Source organism: Halobacillus litoralis (genome assembly GCF_009856415.1).
GTDB lineage: Bacteria > Bacillota > Bacilli > Bacillales > Halobacillaceae > Halobacillus > Halobacillus litoralis_C.
This window is the reverse complement of record NZ_WMEZ01000001.1, coordinates 902,819-916,855: the sequence shown is the minus strand read 5'-3', so window position 1 is coordinate 916,855 and position 14,037 is coordinate 902,819. Positions and strand designations below refer to the sequence as shown.

General features: G+C 44.1%; 16 protein-coding genes. All 16 read left to right on the top strand.

Annotation, left to right across the window (positions count from 1 at the left end; translation table 11 throughout):
- The first annotated feature begins 271 nt into the window (after nt 1-271).
- The 16 genes from GLV98_RS04830 (at nt 272) to GLV98_RS04755 (ending at nt 13,415) form a co-directional block, all read left to right on the top strand.
- Nucleotides 272-1,087 (top strand): cell division protein FtsQ/DivIB, encoded by an 816-nt coding sequence (locus GLV98_RS04830; protein ID WP_160912576.1) that lies wholly within the window; start codon nt 272-274, stop codon nt 1,085-1,087.
- Entirely contained in the window at nt 1,074-1,778 is a 705-nt protein-coding gene (locus GLV98_RS04825) for a DUF881 domain-containing protein (RefSeq protein WP_160912574.1), read from the top strand. The genes GLV98_RS04830 and GLV98_RS04825 overlap by 14 nt, the downstream gene beginning before the upstream one ends.
- Before the next feature lie 5 nt (nt 1,779-1,783).
- The gene (locus GLV98_RS04820; RefSeq protein WP_160912572.1) at nt 1,784-2,488 is read left to right on the top strand and encodes a DUF881 domain-containing protein; all 705 of its coding nucleotides are present in this window, start codon (nt 1,784-1,786) and stop codon (nt 2,486-2,488) included.
- Nucleotide 2,489: 1 nt separating this feature from the next.
- Nucleotides 2,490-2,846 carry a small basic family protein gene (locus GLV98_RS04815; protein WP_160912973.1) on the top strand — a complete coding sequence of 119 codons (357 nt, stop codon included), beginning with the start codon at nt 2,490-2,492 and terminating at the stop codon, nt 2,844-2,846.
- 193 nt (nt 2,847-3,039) lie between these two features.
- Nucleotides 3,040-4,338 carry a cell division protein FtsA gene (ftsA, locus tag GLV98_RS04810; protein WP_160912570.1) on the top strand — a complete coding sequence of 433 codons (1,299 nt, stop codon included), beginning with the start codon at nt 3,040-3,042 and terminating at the stop codon, nt 4,336-4,338.
- 75 nt (nt 4,339-4,413) lie between these two features.
- Nucleotides 4,414-5,577, top strand: coding sequence for a cell division protein FtsZ (gene ftsZ / locus GLV98_RS04805; RefSeq protein ID WP_160912568.1), 1,164 nt, complete (start codon nt 4,414-4,416; stop codon nt 5,575-5,577).
- A 563-nt stretch (nt 5,578-6,140) separates the two neighbouring features.
- Nucleotides 6,141-7,121 carry a sigma-E processing peptidase SpoIIGA gene (spoIIGA, locus tag GLV98_RS04800; RefSeq protein WP_337193713.1) on the top strand — a complete coding sequence of 327 codons (981 nt, stop codon included), beginning with the start codon at nt 6,141-6,143 and terminating at the stop codon, nt 7,119-7,121.
- A gap of 18 nt (nt 7,122-7,139) precedes the next feature.
- Entirely contained in the window at nt 7,140-7,859 is a 720-nt protein-coding gene (gene sigE / locus GLV98_RS04795) for an RNA polymerase sporulation sigma factor SigE (protein ID WP_089652821.1), read from the top strand.
- An 82-nt stretch (nt 7,860-7,941) separates the two neighbouring features.
- Complete coding sequence (gene sigG, locus GLV98_RS04790) at nt 7,942-8,721, top strand: RNA polymerase sporulation sigma factor SigG (protein WP_160912566.1); 780 nt, start codon at nt 7,942-7,944, stop codon at nt 8,719-8,721.
- Between the two features lie 679 nt (nt 8,722-9,400).
- On the top strand, nt 9,401-9,676 hold the full coding sequence (locus GLV98_RS04785; RefSeq protein ID WP_089652824.1) for a YlmC/YmxH family sporulation protein: 276 nt from the start codon (nt 9,401-9,403) through the stop codon (nt 9,674-9,676).
- Between the two features lie 57 nt (nt 9,677-9,733).
- On the top strand, nt 9,734-10,531 hold the full coding sequence (pgeF, locus tag GLV98_RS04780) for a peptidoglycan editing factor PgeF (RefSeq protein WP_160912564.1): 798 nt from the start codon (nt 9,734-9,736) through the stop codon (nt 10,529-10,531).
- Nucleotides 10,532-10,552: 21 nt separating this feature from the next.
- Entirely contained in the window at nt 10,553-11,224 is a 672-nt protein-coding gene (locus tag GLV98_RS04775) for a YggS family pyridoxal phosphate-dependent enzyme (protein WP_160912562.1), read from the top strand.
- 21 nt (nt 11,225-11,245) lie between these two features.
- A complete protein-coding gene (locus tag GLV98_RS04770) occupies nt 11,246-11,692 on the top strand; it encodes a cell division protein SepF (protein ID WP_160912559.1) in 447 nt (148 codons plus the stop codon).
- Nucleotides 11,693-11,695: 3 nt separating this feature from the next.
- Nucleotides 11,696-11,965 (top strand): YggT family protein, encoded by a 270-nt coding sequence (locus GLV98_RS04765; protein WP_089652828.1) that lies wholly within the window; start codon nt 11,696-11,698, stop codon nt 11,963-11,965.
- A 75-nt stretch (nt 11,966-12,040) separates the two neighbouring features.
- Nucleotides 12,041-12,814 carry a YlmH/Sll1252 family protein gene (locus GLV98_RS04760; protein WP_160912557.1) on the top strand — a complete coding sequence of 258 codons (774 nt, stop codon included), beginning with the start codon at nt 12,041-12,043 and terminating at the stop codon, nt 12,812-12,814.
- 76 nt (nt 12,815-12,890) lie between these two features.
- Nucleotides 12,891-13,415, top strand: a complete 525-nt coding sequence (locus tag GLV98_RS04755; RefSeq protein ID WP_160912555.1) for a DivIVA domain-containing protein — start codon at nt 12,891-12,893, stop codon at nt 13,413-13,415.
- Nucleotides 13,416-14,037 lie beyond the last annotated feature (622 nt).

Here is a 14,037-nt window from a genome sequence, read left to right as displayed (position 1 = left end):
AAAGAATAGCTTATTGTGAGTTTAGCTAAGGTGAAGAATGGGTAAACGAATTTAGCGAAATCACTTGAGACCCATCGAAATGCGGGTTTTCCTGTAATAAAATTGATAGGAAACTAGTAAAACTCTATCAATATTTCACTCTATTTTTGTGATATAATGGGAAACGTATAGATGTAGAGTAAGCTCGGCATCTTTTAGAGGAACATCATTCTTTCAAACAGCTAGGACAAACAGCGTAAAGGGTGTCTAGCAATAAGGAGAAATGCCCGTTATGGAAGAGAGAAAAGTGGTTTCCATAGAAGATCGCATACCAAAACTGAAACAGACGAGGCGCAAAAAAGCCAATCGTCGCTTGATTCTGTATTTGACTATTCTATTTTTGCTGATTGCGACGGTCATTTATCTCCAGTCGCCACTCAGTAATGTTCGTCATATAGTTGTGGAAGGTGAGTATCACGTTTCTGAGGAAGAAATCATCGAGCTTGCCGGAGTCACAACATCCACGAATTATTGGAGAGTCGATGAAGAGGAGATGAAACAGCAGATCGAGTCGCATCAAGAAATCACCTATGCTTCCATCGACCGTTCCTTCCCGAACAACGTTCAGATTGAAGTGAAGGAAGCGGAGAGAATCGGTTACGTCAAACAAGATGGTGCCTTTCATGCCATTCTTGAGAATGGATCTCGCTTGGATGGACAAACGGCTCTCCCTGGAGGAGATGCTCCGATCCTTGTCGGATTCAATAAGGAAACGTATCTGAAGGAAATCTCTCAAGAGTTGAAAGAACTGCCTTCAAGTGTAAGCAGTCTCATTTCGGAAATCCATTGGGACCCTCGTGACGGGAATCCATATCAAATCCTTCTTTACATGAATGATGGGTATCAGGTGCAGGCCTCGATCCGCAGTTTTGCCGAAAAAATGCCGGCGTATCCTTCCATCGTTACACAGCTTGATGAAGGAGCTGAGGGGATCATACATATCGATGTAGGGGCCTATTTCGAGGAGTATCCTGAATCAGAGAAAGAAGAGTCGCAAGATGACCCAGGAGCAGGGGAGGAAGAGGAGAACACAGATGAAGAGGCTTAAAGGAAAACCGATCATCTTATCTCTGGTCCTACTCATCTCTGGTTTTCTTGTTAGCTATAGCTATCAACTGACAAAAAGTTCCCCACAGATGGTTCAAATGAACGATTCTCAATGGGAAAAAGAATACTTCTATCAACAACAGCTGCTGGACATGGAAAAAAGGAACAAGCAGCTACGTGAGGAGTTAAAAGATAAGCGGGATACGATTCAAGAGTTTGAAGATGAGATGGCCGATCGTGAACAGGTGGTTGCGGACTTCGTTGAACGTAAAAAGAAGCTTCAGATGCTGAATGGTGAGGTTCCGATTGAAGGCCAAGGGGTGGAAGTCGTCTTGAGTGATGCTGAATATATACCGGATGAAGATCAGGTGAATCAGTATATCGTTCATGAAAGCCATATTCATAGCGTGATCAACGAACTTCTCAGTGCCGGTGCGAAGGCCATTGCCATCAATGGACAAAGGTATATGAGAGATAGTTATATTGCCTGTACAGGTCCGGTCATCACTGTGGACGGTGTTCAACACCCAGCCCCGTTTGTCATTTCTGCGATCGGGGACCCGGAGGTTCTCTATTCAAGCCTCAAACTGTCCAGGGGCGTCGTCGATCAGCTTCTCAACGAAAATGTTGATGTGCAGTTATCAAAAGAAAATCAATTGGAAATGAAGGCAAGGCTATCCGCCGAAGGGTGATCAACATGAAGCGAAGAACACAATGGCTGCTATCCACCGTTTTTCTATTGATTGGGTTCATGGTGGCTGTTCAGTTTCAGACAACGTCCCATGAAACAGAGATGAGAGATACAAGAGATGTTTGGGAAGTGCGAGAAGATTTGAAGGCCCAGCAGGAACATCAACAGGACCTTCTAGAGAAAATAGCTGGGGCTGATCAGACCATTGAAAATTACGAAAAACAATCCTCACACGAACAAGTGGAGACATTGAAAGATTCTATCGGGACCCTGGAGAAAAAGATAGGTCTTCAGAAAAAAAAGGGCGCAGGGGTGGAACTGACCATCCGGCCAATTTTTGATGAGGGGGCTGCCGGGCAGGAATATCCCAGTGTTTCCCCCTATCTTCTCAGCCGCCTTTTGAATGAACTGAACACATACGGAGCTGGAGATATCAGCATAGGGAATGAACGTTTGACTAATCTTTCCCCAGTGAGGGATGTAAATGGATCGACCTATGTGAATAACCGTCCGATTGGTTCTCTCCCGCTGAACATCAAGGTGTTGGCTGAAGATCCTGAAAAATTGCAGGATCATATGAAAGCAAGCCCGACACAAGATATATTCAACATTGATAACATGGAGATTGTTTTTGAAGTGAAAGAACAAATGGTGCTTCCCAAGTACGATGATCCTCTCCATTTAGAAATTTTAGAAGAAGCTGGTGGTTAATTTGTGGTTACCCCTTTTATTTCTGATCATCGGTGTGACCCTCGGCATCTTGACGGATATCCGTATCCCGGATGCCTATTCCGATTATTTATCCATTGCTGTGCTCGCCGCTTTTGACACGCTACTCGGCGGGATCAGGGCACAGTTAGAGAAAACGTTTGATGACACCGTGTTTCTGACTGGTTTCTTTTTCAACATTTCACTCGCTGCTTTACTTGCCTTTCTCGGCGTTCAATTAGGCGTCGATCTCTATCTTGCAGCGGTCTTTGCCTTCGGTGTCCGGTTGTTCAGGAACCTTGCTATCGTTAGAAGAATTGTCATCGACCAAAAATTGCTAACGAAATTCAGAAAAAAATAAACGTATTTAAGAGGAAATTCGCGAAACACTGTGGAAAACAACATAGGAACGAGTTTTTTCTCTCTCATTCCAAGGGGATACCCCGTGGAATATATCATTTCATTTACGTTTGTATTTCAAAGATTGTATTTTAAGCGTGAATTCGATATGCTTTGAACTACTTATATGGCTTGCTACAGGAGGTGCGTCACTGGTGAATCAAAATGAAATTTTAGTAAGTTTAGATATAGGCACAAGTCGAATCAAAGTGATCATAGGAGAAATAATGAATGATAACCTCAATATCATTGGGGTAGGAACAGCTAAATCGAACGGAATGAAGAAAGGCGCGATTGTAGATATCGATCAAACGGTCCATTCGATTCGTTCTGCGGTTGAACAGGCCGAACGAATGGTGGATATGAAAATTGATCGTGTCGTTGTCGGTGTGAATGGCAATCATATTCAATTGCAGCCATGCCATGGTGTTGTTGCCGTTTCCAGCGAAAGCAGGGAAATTGGAAATGAAGACATTACACGAGTCATCGATGCTGCTCAGGTGGTTTCTGTACCACCAGAAAGAGAGATTATCGATGTGATTCCTCGTCAGTTCATCGTAGATGGTCAGGATGAAATCACAGATCCACGAGGAATGATCGGCGTACGTCTTGAGATGGAAGGTATGATTATTACCTGTGCCAAAACCGTTTTACATAATACATTGAAATGTGTAGAACGAGCAGGTTTAGAAGTACTGGATGTTTGTTTGCAGCCGTTAGCTTCTGGAACTGTCTCGTTATCCAGTGATGAAACGAATCTGGGCGTTGCACTTATCGACGTCGGAGGTGGCTCTACGACGATTTCTGTATTTGAGGAAGGACATTTAAAAGGAACGAGCATGATTCCTTTTGGTGGAGACAATTTAACGAAAGATTTATCCATCGGCCTGAGGACTTCAACAGAAGAAGCCGAGCAGGTGAAAATGGAACACGGTCACGCATTTTTTGATGATGCGAATGAAGAGGAAAATTTTTCTGTCACGATTATTGGAAGTAATCGTCAACAGGCATTCAATCAATTGCAAATCTCTGATATGATTGAAGCTAGACTAGAAGAAATTTTTGTCTTTGCTGCCCAAGAGATCCAGCGCATGGGTGTACGCGAACTTCCGGGAGGCTTTGTACTGACCGGAGGTACGATGAACATGCCTGGTGTACTGGAGTTAGCACAGGATGTTTTCCACGCAAACGTAAGACTGGCGATTCCGGATTACATTGGAGTAAGAGAACCGCAGTTTACGAGTGGGGTAGGAATCTTGCAATTCGCCTATCGTAATGCGAAAATACAAGGCAAAGAGATCTTTCCATCTGTAACTGAAGAATTTCAAGAAAAGCCTCAACCTAAAAAGCAAAAGCGTGCGACAAAGCAGCAACAACCGAAAGAAGAAACAGAAAAACCAGAGAAGAAAAAAGAATCAGGCTTCAGTAATCTCTTGAAGTATTTCTTTGATTAATGAACAAGTTTGAGTCGGTCAAGGGACGGACGAACCAATAAATCTTGTAATCTCGTGTATTAGGAGGAACGTAAGATGTTAGATTTTGATACAAGCATGGACCAACTAGCAACGATTAAAGTAATCGGAGTAGGTGGCGGCGGAAGCAATGCCGTTAACCGTATGATTGAGCATGGTGTTCAAGGCGTCGAATTCATCGCCGTCAATACGGATGCACAAGCGCTCAATCTTTCAAAAGCAGAAGTTAAAATGCAAATTGGTGGAAAACTGACTCGTGGACTTGGTGCAGGTGCAAATCCAGAAGTCGGTCGTAAAGCCGCGGAAGAAAGCAAAGAGCAAATCGAAGAAGCCCTTCAAGGGGCGGACATGGTCTTCGTAACGGCAGGAATGGGAGGCGGAACAGGTACAGGTGCTGCTCCCGTTATCGCTCAAGTGGCCAAAGAACTTGGCGCTCTTACGGTAGGTGTTGTCACTCGTCCATTCACGTTTGAAGGACGTAAGCGTTCTACACAAGCGAGCGGTGGTACAGAAAGCCTTAAAGGCGCGGTTGACACACTGATTGTCATCCCGAACGACCGTTTGCTTGAAATCGTAGACAAGAACACACCGATGCTTGAAGCGTTCCGTGAAGCGGATAACGTTCTTCGTCAAGGTGTACAAGGTATTTCCGATTTGATTGCCGTTCCAGGATTGATCAACGTGGACTTTGCCGACGTGAAAACAATCATGGTCGACAAAGGATCCGCCCTTATGGGAATCGGTATTGCGACAGGAGAAAATCGTGCGGCTGAAGCAGCTAAAAAGGCTATTTCCTCCCCATTACTTGAAACTTCTATCGACGGTGCACACGGCGTCTTGATGAACATCAGCGGTGGTGCCAACTTGAGCCTTTATGAAGTTCAGGAAGCAGCGGATATCGTAACCTCTGCAGCAGATCAGGAAGTAAACGTCATCTTCGGTTCTGTAATCAACGAAAACCTGAAAGATGAAATCGTTGTTACTGTTATTGCCACAGGTTTCGATGAAGCACAAATTGCCCAAGGTCAGCAGAAAAAGCGTCCAACCGTGAACCCTGTAAACCAGCAAAAGCAAGTCGAACAACAACAGCCAGAGCGTAACGTACGAGATGAGCAACCTCCTCGTCGTCAAGCTCCACCACAACCACAGAACAAACCGAATCAAGAAGAAGACACTCTTGATATCCCGACGTTCTTGCGTAACCGCAACCGTCGCCGATAAAATATCAACCCAAACCCGCCACACATTCCCGTGTGGCGGGTTTTTTTAATGTCTTTTTTTATCTTTTCATCCTACATAAATCTTCAAGAATAATGGCAGGATTGTGGAAGCCTCAGTTTCGAGACTTTTATTGAGTGGATGAGGGCTACGGGGAATAGCTCGCTTTCCGCGGGAGCGCGGTGAGCCTCCTCGGACTGCGTCCTGTGGGGTCTCACCATGCACTTTTTTCCCGCAGGAGTCTCGCCATTCCCCTCCGCCCCTTTGCCATGGAAGATTCTCGAAACCACTTCTAGAAAATCAGCTGTTATCATTAACGATAGTGGATCATATAAACAACTCTACAGAACATAAAAGCTTAATACACAGCGCTTTATACTTCTAACAGTGGGATAGTGGGGGAGATCCAACTTGGTAAATGGGTTCGTTTCTCACCCCTAACTCCTATTGTGGCAAACGAAGACCGAAAGCATCTCGAAACTGAGTCTTCCATAATCGTGAGCGTTTGTAGAAGGAGGAGAGTCTTTCCATCCTTCTACAAAACTTGCTAGCGAGTGGTTCAGATTGTGACAGACTTTTCAACCGGACGGGCTTATACTTTCAGTACAGCAGATAAAGAGGAGGGGGGAGAGAGGATCATTTATCTTGATGCTGTCTGGTTACTCAACCTTTTGATGGATGGCATGATCTTATCGCTTACGCAGGGGATTACGAGAGCGAAATCATCGAAATTCAGAATGATCTCAGGGGCGTTTGTCGCCTCTACGATTGTCCCGATTACCATTTATATGCCAGACTCCTGGCTGGTAGGAAGCTTCGGGAAAATCTTTTTTTCGATGTTCATCATCTGGGTGGCCTTTTCATACACCTCTCTCCGTGCATTTTTTGTCCAGTGGATCAGTTTTTATTTTATCACCTTCGCGATCGGTGGAAGTATGATGGGGGTTCATTATTTCTTAGCAACAGAAATCAGTCTGCAAGGTGGTTCAATCGTAACATTCAGTGGTGGCTATGGAGACCCGGTCAGTTGGTTGTTCGTTGTCATTGGTTTTCCTTGTTCCTATGTTTTTACAAAATGGCGGTTGAATCAAGTCAGCGTCCATAAGATGAAGCTTGAGGATATTTATGATGTGACAGTGGAGTGGAATGGCAGGTCCGCCTATTGTAAAGGTTTAGTGGATAGCGGAAACCAGCTCGTAGATCCGGTCAGTCGGAAAATGGTATTTCTTGCCGATTCTTTTTTATGGGAGCAATTTTTTTCAAAGGAACAAATCCAGCAGCTTGAAGTGGATCATGTCGTAACCGCTTTAGCGGACTTACCGGAAGATATCCAGTCCTCTGTTCGACTTGTACCCTACCAGGCCGCTGGCGTGACAGGACAGTTACTTGTAACGTTACTAGTGGATAAGATTACGGTTAAAACAGAGTCGGGGGACTTGGAAATGAAAGCTCCTTTATTAGGGGTGCAACAACAGGATTTGACACACGATCGGCTCTATCAAATGCTCATCCATCCGCACTTGATGGTCAAAGGTAAATCAGCGTGATTTCAGGAGGGGGATTCCATGTTCAAATGGTTCTTTAAAGCGCGGCTATGGTATTATCGCTTACTTATGAAGCTTGGTATCAAACAAGATGAGATTTATTACATTGGTGGAAGTGAAGCCCTGCCACCACCATTATCGAGAGAAGAAGAGAGAGAATTGCTTGAACTACTTCCAAAAGGGGATAAGGCGGCACGCGCGATGCTCATTGAGCGGAACTTAAGACTTGTCGTTTATATCGCCAGGAAGTTTGAAAACACGGGGTTGAACATAGAAGATTTAATTAGCATTGGAACGATCGGACTCATCAAGGCTGTGAACACGTTTGATCCGGAAAAGAAAATCAAACTCGCGACCTACGCATCCCGTTGTATAGAAAATGAAATTCTTATGCACCTTAGAAAAAGCAATAAGTTGAAAACAGAAGTATCCTTTGATGAGCCGTTGAATGTGGACTGGGACGGAAATGAACTTTTATTATCTGATATTTTAGGGACAGACGAAGATTTAATTACAAAGGGTATCGAAAAGAAAATCGATAAAAAGCTTCTCAAATCGGCTCTTGAACAATTGAATGATCGTGAAAAACAAATCATGGAACTCCGTTTCGGATTAATTGGCAAAAAAGAAAAAACACAAAAAGATGTGGCAGACATGATGGGCATCTCACAGTCATATATATCAAGGCTTGAGAAGAAAATCATCCGCAGGTTACAACGCGAATTCGACAAAATGGTCTAACAGCCGACGACCCTTCGATGCATAATTTTCCCACCCAGGGAGATACTGAAAACTGATTACAGCTTCCTGGGAGGGTCTTACATTGACACGACATAAAGTAGAGATATGCGGCGTAGATACATCAAAACTTCCGGTACTGAAAAATGCAGAAATGAGAGACCTGTTTGAACGCTTGCAAAGTGGTGAGCTGGAGGCAAGAGAACAGCTGGTAAATGGCAACCTCCGTCTCGTCCTATCTGTAATTCAGCGTTTTAACAATCGCGGAGAGTATGGAGACGATCTGTTCCAGGTGGGATGCATCGGCCTCATGAAATCCATCGATAATTTTGATTTAAGCCACAACGTGAAATTTTCTACTTACGCTGTACCTATGATCATTGGTGAAATTCGCAGGTACTTAAGAGACAACAATCCGATTCGTGTTTCGAGATCCTTGCGCGACACAGCTTATAAAGCTTTGCAAATGCGTGAGAAAATGATTGGTGAGACGAGTAAAGATCCGGCTCCCCATGAAATTGCTGAACGGATGGGAGTCCCGCACGAAGATGTAGTCTTTGCGATGGATGCCATTCAGGATCCCGTATCCCTTTTCGAACCGATCTACAATGACGGCGGTGACCCGATTTTCGTCGTCGATCAGTTGAAAGATGACAGGGAAAAGGATTCGGTTTGGCTCGATGAACTATCGCTACGAGAAGGAATGAAAAAACTGAACGACCGAGAGAAAATGATTTTGACGAAGCGCTTCTTTCAAGGGAAAACGCAAATGGAAGTGGCTGAAGAAATCGGAATTTCGCAAGCTCAAGTGTCACGTCTAGAAAAAGCGGCCATCAAAGAAATGAATTCATCCATGTTCCAATGAACCCTAAGCTTCTGCTCATGCAGAAGCTTTTTTTAATGCCCGATTTCCCTTTTCTTCAACAAACGCTCCCGATTGTGGAAGACTCAGTTTCGAGACTTTTATTGAGTGGGTGGGGGCTGCGGGGAATGACTCGCCCCTTTCCCATGTAAGTATCTCGAAACTACTTCCAAAATAAGCTGCTTTCATGCATATGGAAATTAGAAGGGAATCTACGATCAAAGTAGCTATTCTACATGCGGAAGCTTGTTATAGAGCGCTTTATGCATATTATGACAGGATAGTGGAAGACAGCCCTCCCACGTTAAAGGGGTTCATTTCTCACTTACATCGAATGGGGTGGTTGGGAAGCTCACCACTCCCCCACAGGAAAGTGTTCAAATGCGGAATCGCCCTGGTAGACACGACTGGCATAAGCAGAACAGCAAAGGAATGTGCTCTTTCATTCCTTTGCTGTTCTGCTTATGACGCGAGTGTCTGGGCGATGGAGCTAGACGAGTAACTTCCCAGCCACCCCTGACTCTCATCCCCAGCAACGAACCCCTAAACATCTCGAAAACGAGTCTTCCACAATCCTGTCATATACTTTAATACCATTTTGAGTAAATGGGTGAAATCATTTTCTCTGTTTTCTAATTTGTTGATTCTATGCATATAGTGGGAATAAGGAGAGTGAGGAGAAATGAAAATCACGGAACTACAAATGAAAGACGTCATCGCTATGGAAACAGGAGAGCGCCTGGGCTATATCAGCGATCTTGATATCGATACACAAAGAGGCCGGCTAAAAGGACTCGTCCTCACCATGAAAGGGAAAGCGATGGGCCTTTTCGGAAAAGAAGAAGAGATGACGATTCCTTGGGATCAAATTGTTAACATCGGGGCGGATGTAATTTTAGTGAAAAAGAATGGTTATAAAAGCATATCTACAGTACAAAAGACAGAATCAGACGAATAAGAGAAGAAATTGGATGAAAAATGTGTTAAAATGGAGTGAAATTGAGGTGGTGTTCAAATGGAACCTTTCCAATCACATTCCATTAGACAGATGACTTGTTTTCATTCCCACCAGCATGTGACTGCAGGATTGACAACACGTCAGGGCGGACATAGTGAAGCCCCTTTCGATTCGCTGAACATGGGGCTCCATGTATCCGATAAAAAGGAAGATGTGTTGAAGAATAGACGTGCGCTTGCCGATGAAATTGGCATTCCGCTTTCCAGATGGGTGATCGGCGAGCAGGTCCATGGTACCGAGGTCGCTTCAGTAGACCATAGAAATGCTGGAGCTGGTACGACTTCCTTGCAAACAGCCGTCTCGAGCGTAGATGGATTGATTACCAATGAGAAAGAACTTGTGCTTGGTGCGTTTTTCGCAGATTGCGTACCCTTATACTTTTCTGATTCTGAATCAGGTTGGGTAGGAATTGCTCACGCTGGGTGGAAGGGAACAGTAAACGGTATGGCAGGGGAGATGATCCGAGCGCTTCAAGAAAAAGGGTGTAAGCTCGGAGACATACAAGCCGTCATCGGACCGTCCATTGGTATGAAACACTATGAAGTCGATGACCATGTTATCAGCTTCATTCCTGAAACCTACAAAAAAGAATGTGTGATAAGTAAAGGAAAAGGGAAATATCAATTAGACCTGAAAGTTCTTCACCGGAGAATGATGATCGAAGAAGGCTTGAAGGAAGACAATATTCAAATGACTAATTTCTGTACATACGAGGAAGAAAAAACGTTTTATTCCCACCGGCGCGACCAGGGAAGTACGGGGCGTATGCTTGGGTTCATCACGCTTCGAACTTGATGAGCGGGAAGGAGTTCAAACATGTCGGTTGAAGATAACTTAGCAAAGATTGATCAACAAATTGAACAAGCATGTAAAAATAGTGGACGAGCAAAAAATGAAATTACCCTTATAGCTGTTACCAAATACGTCTCTACCGAACGTGCACAAGAAGCACTCGAGGCAGGAATAAAACATTTGGGTGAGAACCGGAAAGAAGGTCTTTTGGAGAAATACGAGGAAATCGGTGATCAGGCAACCTGGCATTTTATAGGGACCCTGCAGTCGAGAAAGGTCAAGGATGTGATCGGACAAGTTTCCATGATCCACTCCCTTGACCGGAAGTCGCTCGCTAAAGAAATAAACAAAAGGGCCAGCTGCCCGGTTCCATGTTTTATTCAAGTCAATATTAGTGAAGAAGAATCCAAGCATGGGTTGGCTGCTTCAGAGGTTGAACCTTTTATTGAAGTGTTGAGTCATTATGAAAATGTCAAAGTGGTCGGACTGATGACAATGGCCCCCCATACGGATGACGAAGAAAAGTTGCGTGGTGTATTCCGCCAATTGCGGGCACTAAGAGATCGCATCAGGGATAAAGGTTATCGTCATGCTCCTTGTGAGTATTTATCCATGGGAATGAGTAACGATTTTGGACTTGCGATTGAAGAAGGAGCGACACATATCCGTCTTGGGTCCAGTCTTGTCGGTGAATAAATAAAATCAGAGGTGATGAAAATGAGCATGAAAAATAAATTTCGTTCGTTTTTCACGTTGGATGATGAATACGAGTACATTGAGGAAGAAGTGGAAGATGATTACGAAGAAGAATCTGCGCGTCAACGAGCGACGAAGAAACAGGAGCAGGGCAATGTCGTCAGTTTGAAAAGTGCTAAGTCCTCATCAAAAATGGTATTGAGTGAGCCGAGCAGCTATAATGAAGCTCAGGATATTGCCGATCAGCTGGTCAATCGCCGGGCGGTTGTGATCAATCTGCAGCGTGTCGATCATCATCAAGCAAAACGTATTGTAGATTTTTTAAGCGGAACGGTATATGCTATAGGTGGAGATATCCAGAAGCTCGGAACACAAACATTTCTTTGTACCCCTGATAACGTTGAGATTTCAGGGTCTATTTCAGAAATGATTGCGCAAGAAGACGATGATATTAACAGAAGGTGGTAAGACATGGCGTTTTTGTTTCAGATTTTAATGACTGCACTACAAATTTACAGTTGGATTCTCATCATTTACATTCTGATGTCCTGGTTCCCTGGGGCGCGTGAATCTAGTTTCGGTGAAGTTCTTTCCCGGTTGGCTGAACCTTTCTTGGAGCCGTTCCGAAAAATCATTCCTCCACTAGGTATGATTGACATTTCGCCGATTGTGGCCATTCTCGTTCTTAACTTTGCGCGAGCGGGGTTAGGCGAACTATATTACATCATTATGGGATTATAAGTAGAGGAACAGATCAGAGAGCACATCTTTATGTTCTCACATCTGTTCCTTTTGGTAGTTATGGAGGTTTTTGAGGTGGATATCTATCAACACTTTCGAAAAGAAGAAAAGCCATTCATCGATCAAGTCTTATCTTTTCGCGAAGATGTGGCTTTGAAATATCAGCGGAAGCTGACAGATTTCCTCGACCCGAGGGAGCAGATGATCATGAAAGCGATTATGGGGAATGACCCCGATCTTATTTACGGATTAGAGGGTGGGGCGGAGGATAGTGAAAGAAAACGTGCCATCATCGCTCCTGATTATGAGATCATTGAAAAAGAAGACTTTCAACTGACATTATTGGAAGCTTCCTATCCTCAAAAATTTGTTGCGCTTGAACACCGTGATGTTTTAGGGGCTTTTATGTCGTTGGGCATTCGCAGAGAGAAAATGGGTGATCTCGTCGTCCAGGATGGGACGATTCAAATCACAACAGCCACTGAGATTAGTGATTATATTAAAATGAACTTAACCGGCATCAAACGCTCCAACGTCCAATTTGATGAAAAACCTTTATCGGCGCGTATAGAGAGCAATGAAACATGGTCCACCAAACAGACGACCGTATCTTCACTACGCCTGGATGTTATGGTTAAGGAAATCTACGGCATGTCCCGCAGCAAGGCATCTATGTTCATTGAAGCGGGTCAAGTAAAGGTCAATTTCCGTACCGTAGAAGACGCTGCTTTTTCATTAGAAGAAGGTGACCTCATTTCTTTACGTGGAAAAGGGAGGAGCCGGCTTGATGAAGTGCTGGGCGAAACGAAGAAAGAAAAATACAAAGTGATGACATCAAAATTAAATTAATGCCGCATCAAAGAAGGATAACGTAGGTTCCTGTCGAATTTAAAGAATAGATAGATGTTTTGGGGAGGTGGATGGTGTGCCATTAACACCACTGGATATTCATAATAAAGAATTCACTCGCGGTTTCAGAGGATATGATGAGGACGAAGTCAATGAATTTCTTGATCAAGTGATCAAAGATTATGAAATCGTCATTCGTCAGAAAAAAGAGTTAGAGCGTGAAGTCAGTCAATTGAACGAACGTCTAGGTCATTTCAATGATATCGAGACGACGCTCAATAAATCGATCCTCGTCGCTCAAGAAACCGCTGAAGGCGTAAAAAACAGTGCGAACAAAGAATCGAAATTAATCGTTAAAGAAGCAGAGAAGAATGCCGATCGTATTATCAATGAAGCACTTGAAAAATCACGCCGCATTAATATTGAAGTAGAAGATATGAAAAAGCAGGCGAAAGTTTTCAAAACAAGACTGCGTATGCTTGTAGAAGCTCAAATCGATATGATTGACAACGATGACTGGGATCATCTTTTTGATACAGAGCTCGATGATGAGAAAGAAGTGGAGCGTAAAATGGAAGAAGAGTACAGCTCTCAGCCATAATTCCATCCCGTACATACGGAAATCATACTTTCATACAAATCAAGGTGCCGTTCCTACAAGAACGGCACCTTTTCTCTTCCACCCCTTTTTAAGCAAACTGGCAGGATTGTGTAAGACTTGATTTCAAGATTTTTGTTGGAGTTTAGGGGCTGCGGGAAACAGTTCGCTTTCCGTGGGCGAGTGATGAGCCTCCTCGAGCTAACGCTCTGCGGGGTCTCATCTACCACGCACTTCCCACAGGAGTCTCACCGTTTCCCTCCGCCGCATTACCAAATGAGGTTCTCGAAATCCCTCTTATAGTAACCTGCCTAGTTGTGTTGTGAAATCCTGCTTAATCTGCATCGGTATAGGATTCTTAACTACAAAAGCTCTTATTACTGGAAGGTAGTTTCGAGAATGTCTTACGAAAAGTGGGCGGAGGGGAATGGCGAGACTCCTGCGGGGAAAAAGTGCATGGTGAGACCCCACAGGACGCAGTCCGAGGAGGCTCACCGCGCTCCCGCGGAAAGCGAGTTATTCCCCGCAGCCCCATCCACTCAACAAAAGGCTCGAAACTGAGTCTTCAAGAATAGGGAGGTTATGTTGAAGTGAGAAGTTGTTCTTTGCAGGTGGAGTTTTGTGG

Excerpts from the sequence above, each read along its gene's own strand:
- GLV98_RS04830 (WP_160912576.1), top strand. The coding sequence starts at position 272 with ATGGAAGAGAGAAAAGTGGTTTCCATAGAAGATCGCATACCAAAACTG.
- GLV98_RS04825 (WP_160912574.1), top strand. The coding sequence starts at position 1,074 with ATGAAGAGGCTTAAAGGAAAACCGATCATCTTATCTCTGGTCCTACTC.
- GLV98_RS04820 (WP_160912572.1), top strand. The coding sequence starts at position 1,784 with ATGAAGCGAAGAACACAATGGCTGCTATCCACCGTTTTTCTATTGATT.
- ftsZ (WP_160912568.1), top strand. The coding sequence starts at position 4,414 with ATGTTAGATTTTGATACAAGCATGGACCAACTAGCAACGATTAAAGTA.
- sigE (WP_089652821.1), top strand. The coding sequence starts at position 7,140 with ATGTTCAAATGGTTCTTTAAAGCGCGGCTATGGTATTATCGCTTACTT.
- GLV98_RS04785 (WP_089652824.1), top strand. The coding sequence starts at position 9,401 with ATGAAAATCACGGAACTACAAATGAAAGACGTCATCGCTATGGAAACA.
- pgeF (WP_160912564.1), top strand. The coding sequence starts at position 9,734 with ATGGAACCTTTCCAATCACATTCCATTAGACAGATGACTTGTTTTCAT.
- GLV98_RS04775 (WP_160912562.1), top strand. The coding sequence starts at position 10,553 with ATGTCGGTTGAAGATAACTTAGCAAAGATTGATCAACAAATTGAACAA.
- GLV98_RS04770 (WP_160912559.1), top strand. The coding sequence starts at position 11,246 with ATGAGCATGAAAAATAAATTTCGTTCGTTTTTCACGTTGGATGATGAA.
- GLV98_RS04765 (WP_089652828.1), top strand. The coding sequence starts at position 11,696 with ATGGCGTTTTTGTTTCAGATTTTAATGACTGCACTACAAATTTACAGT.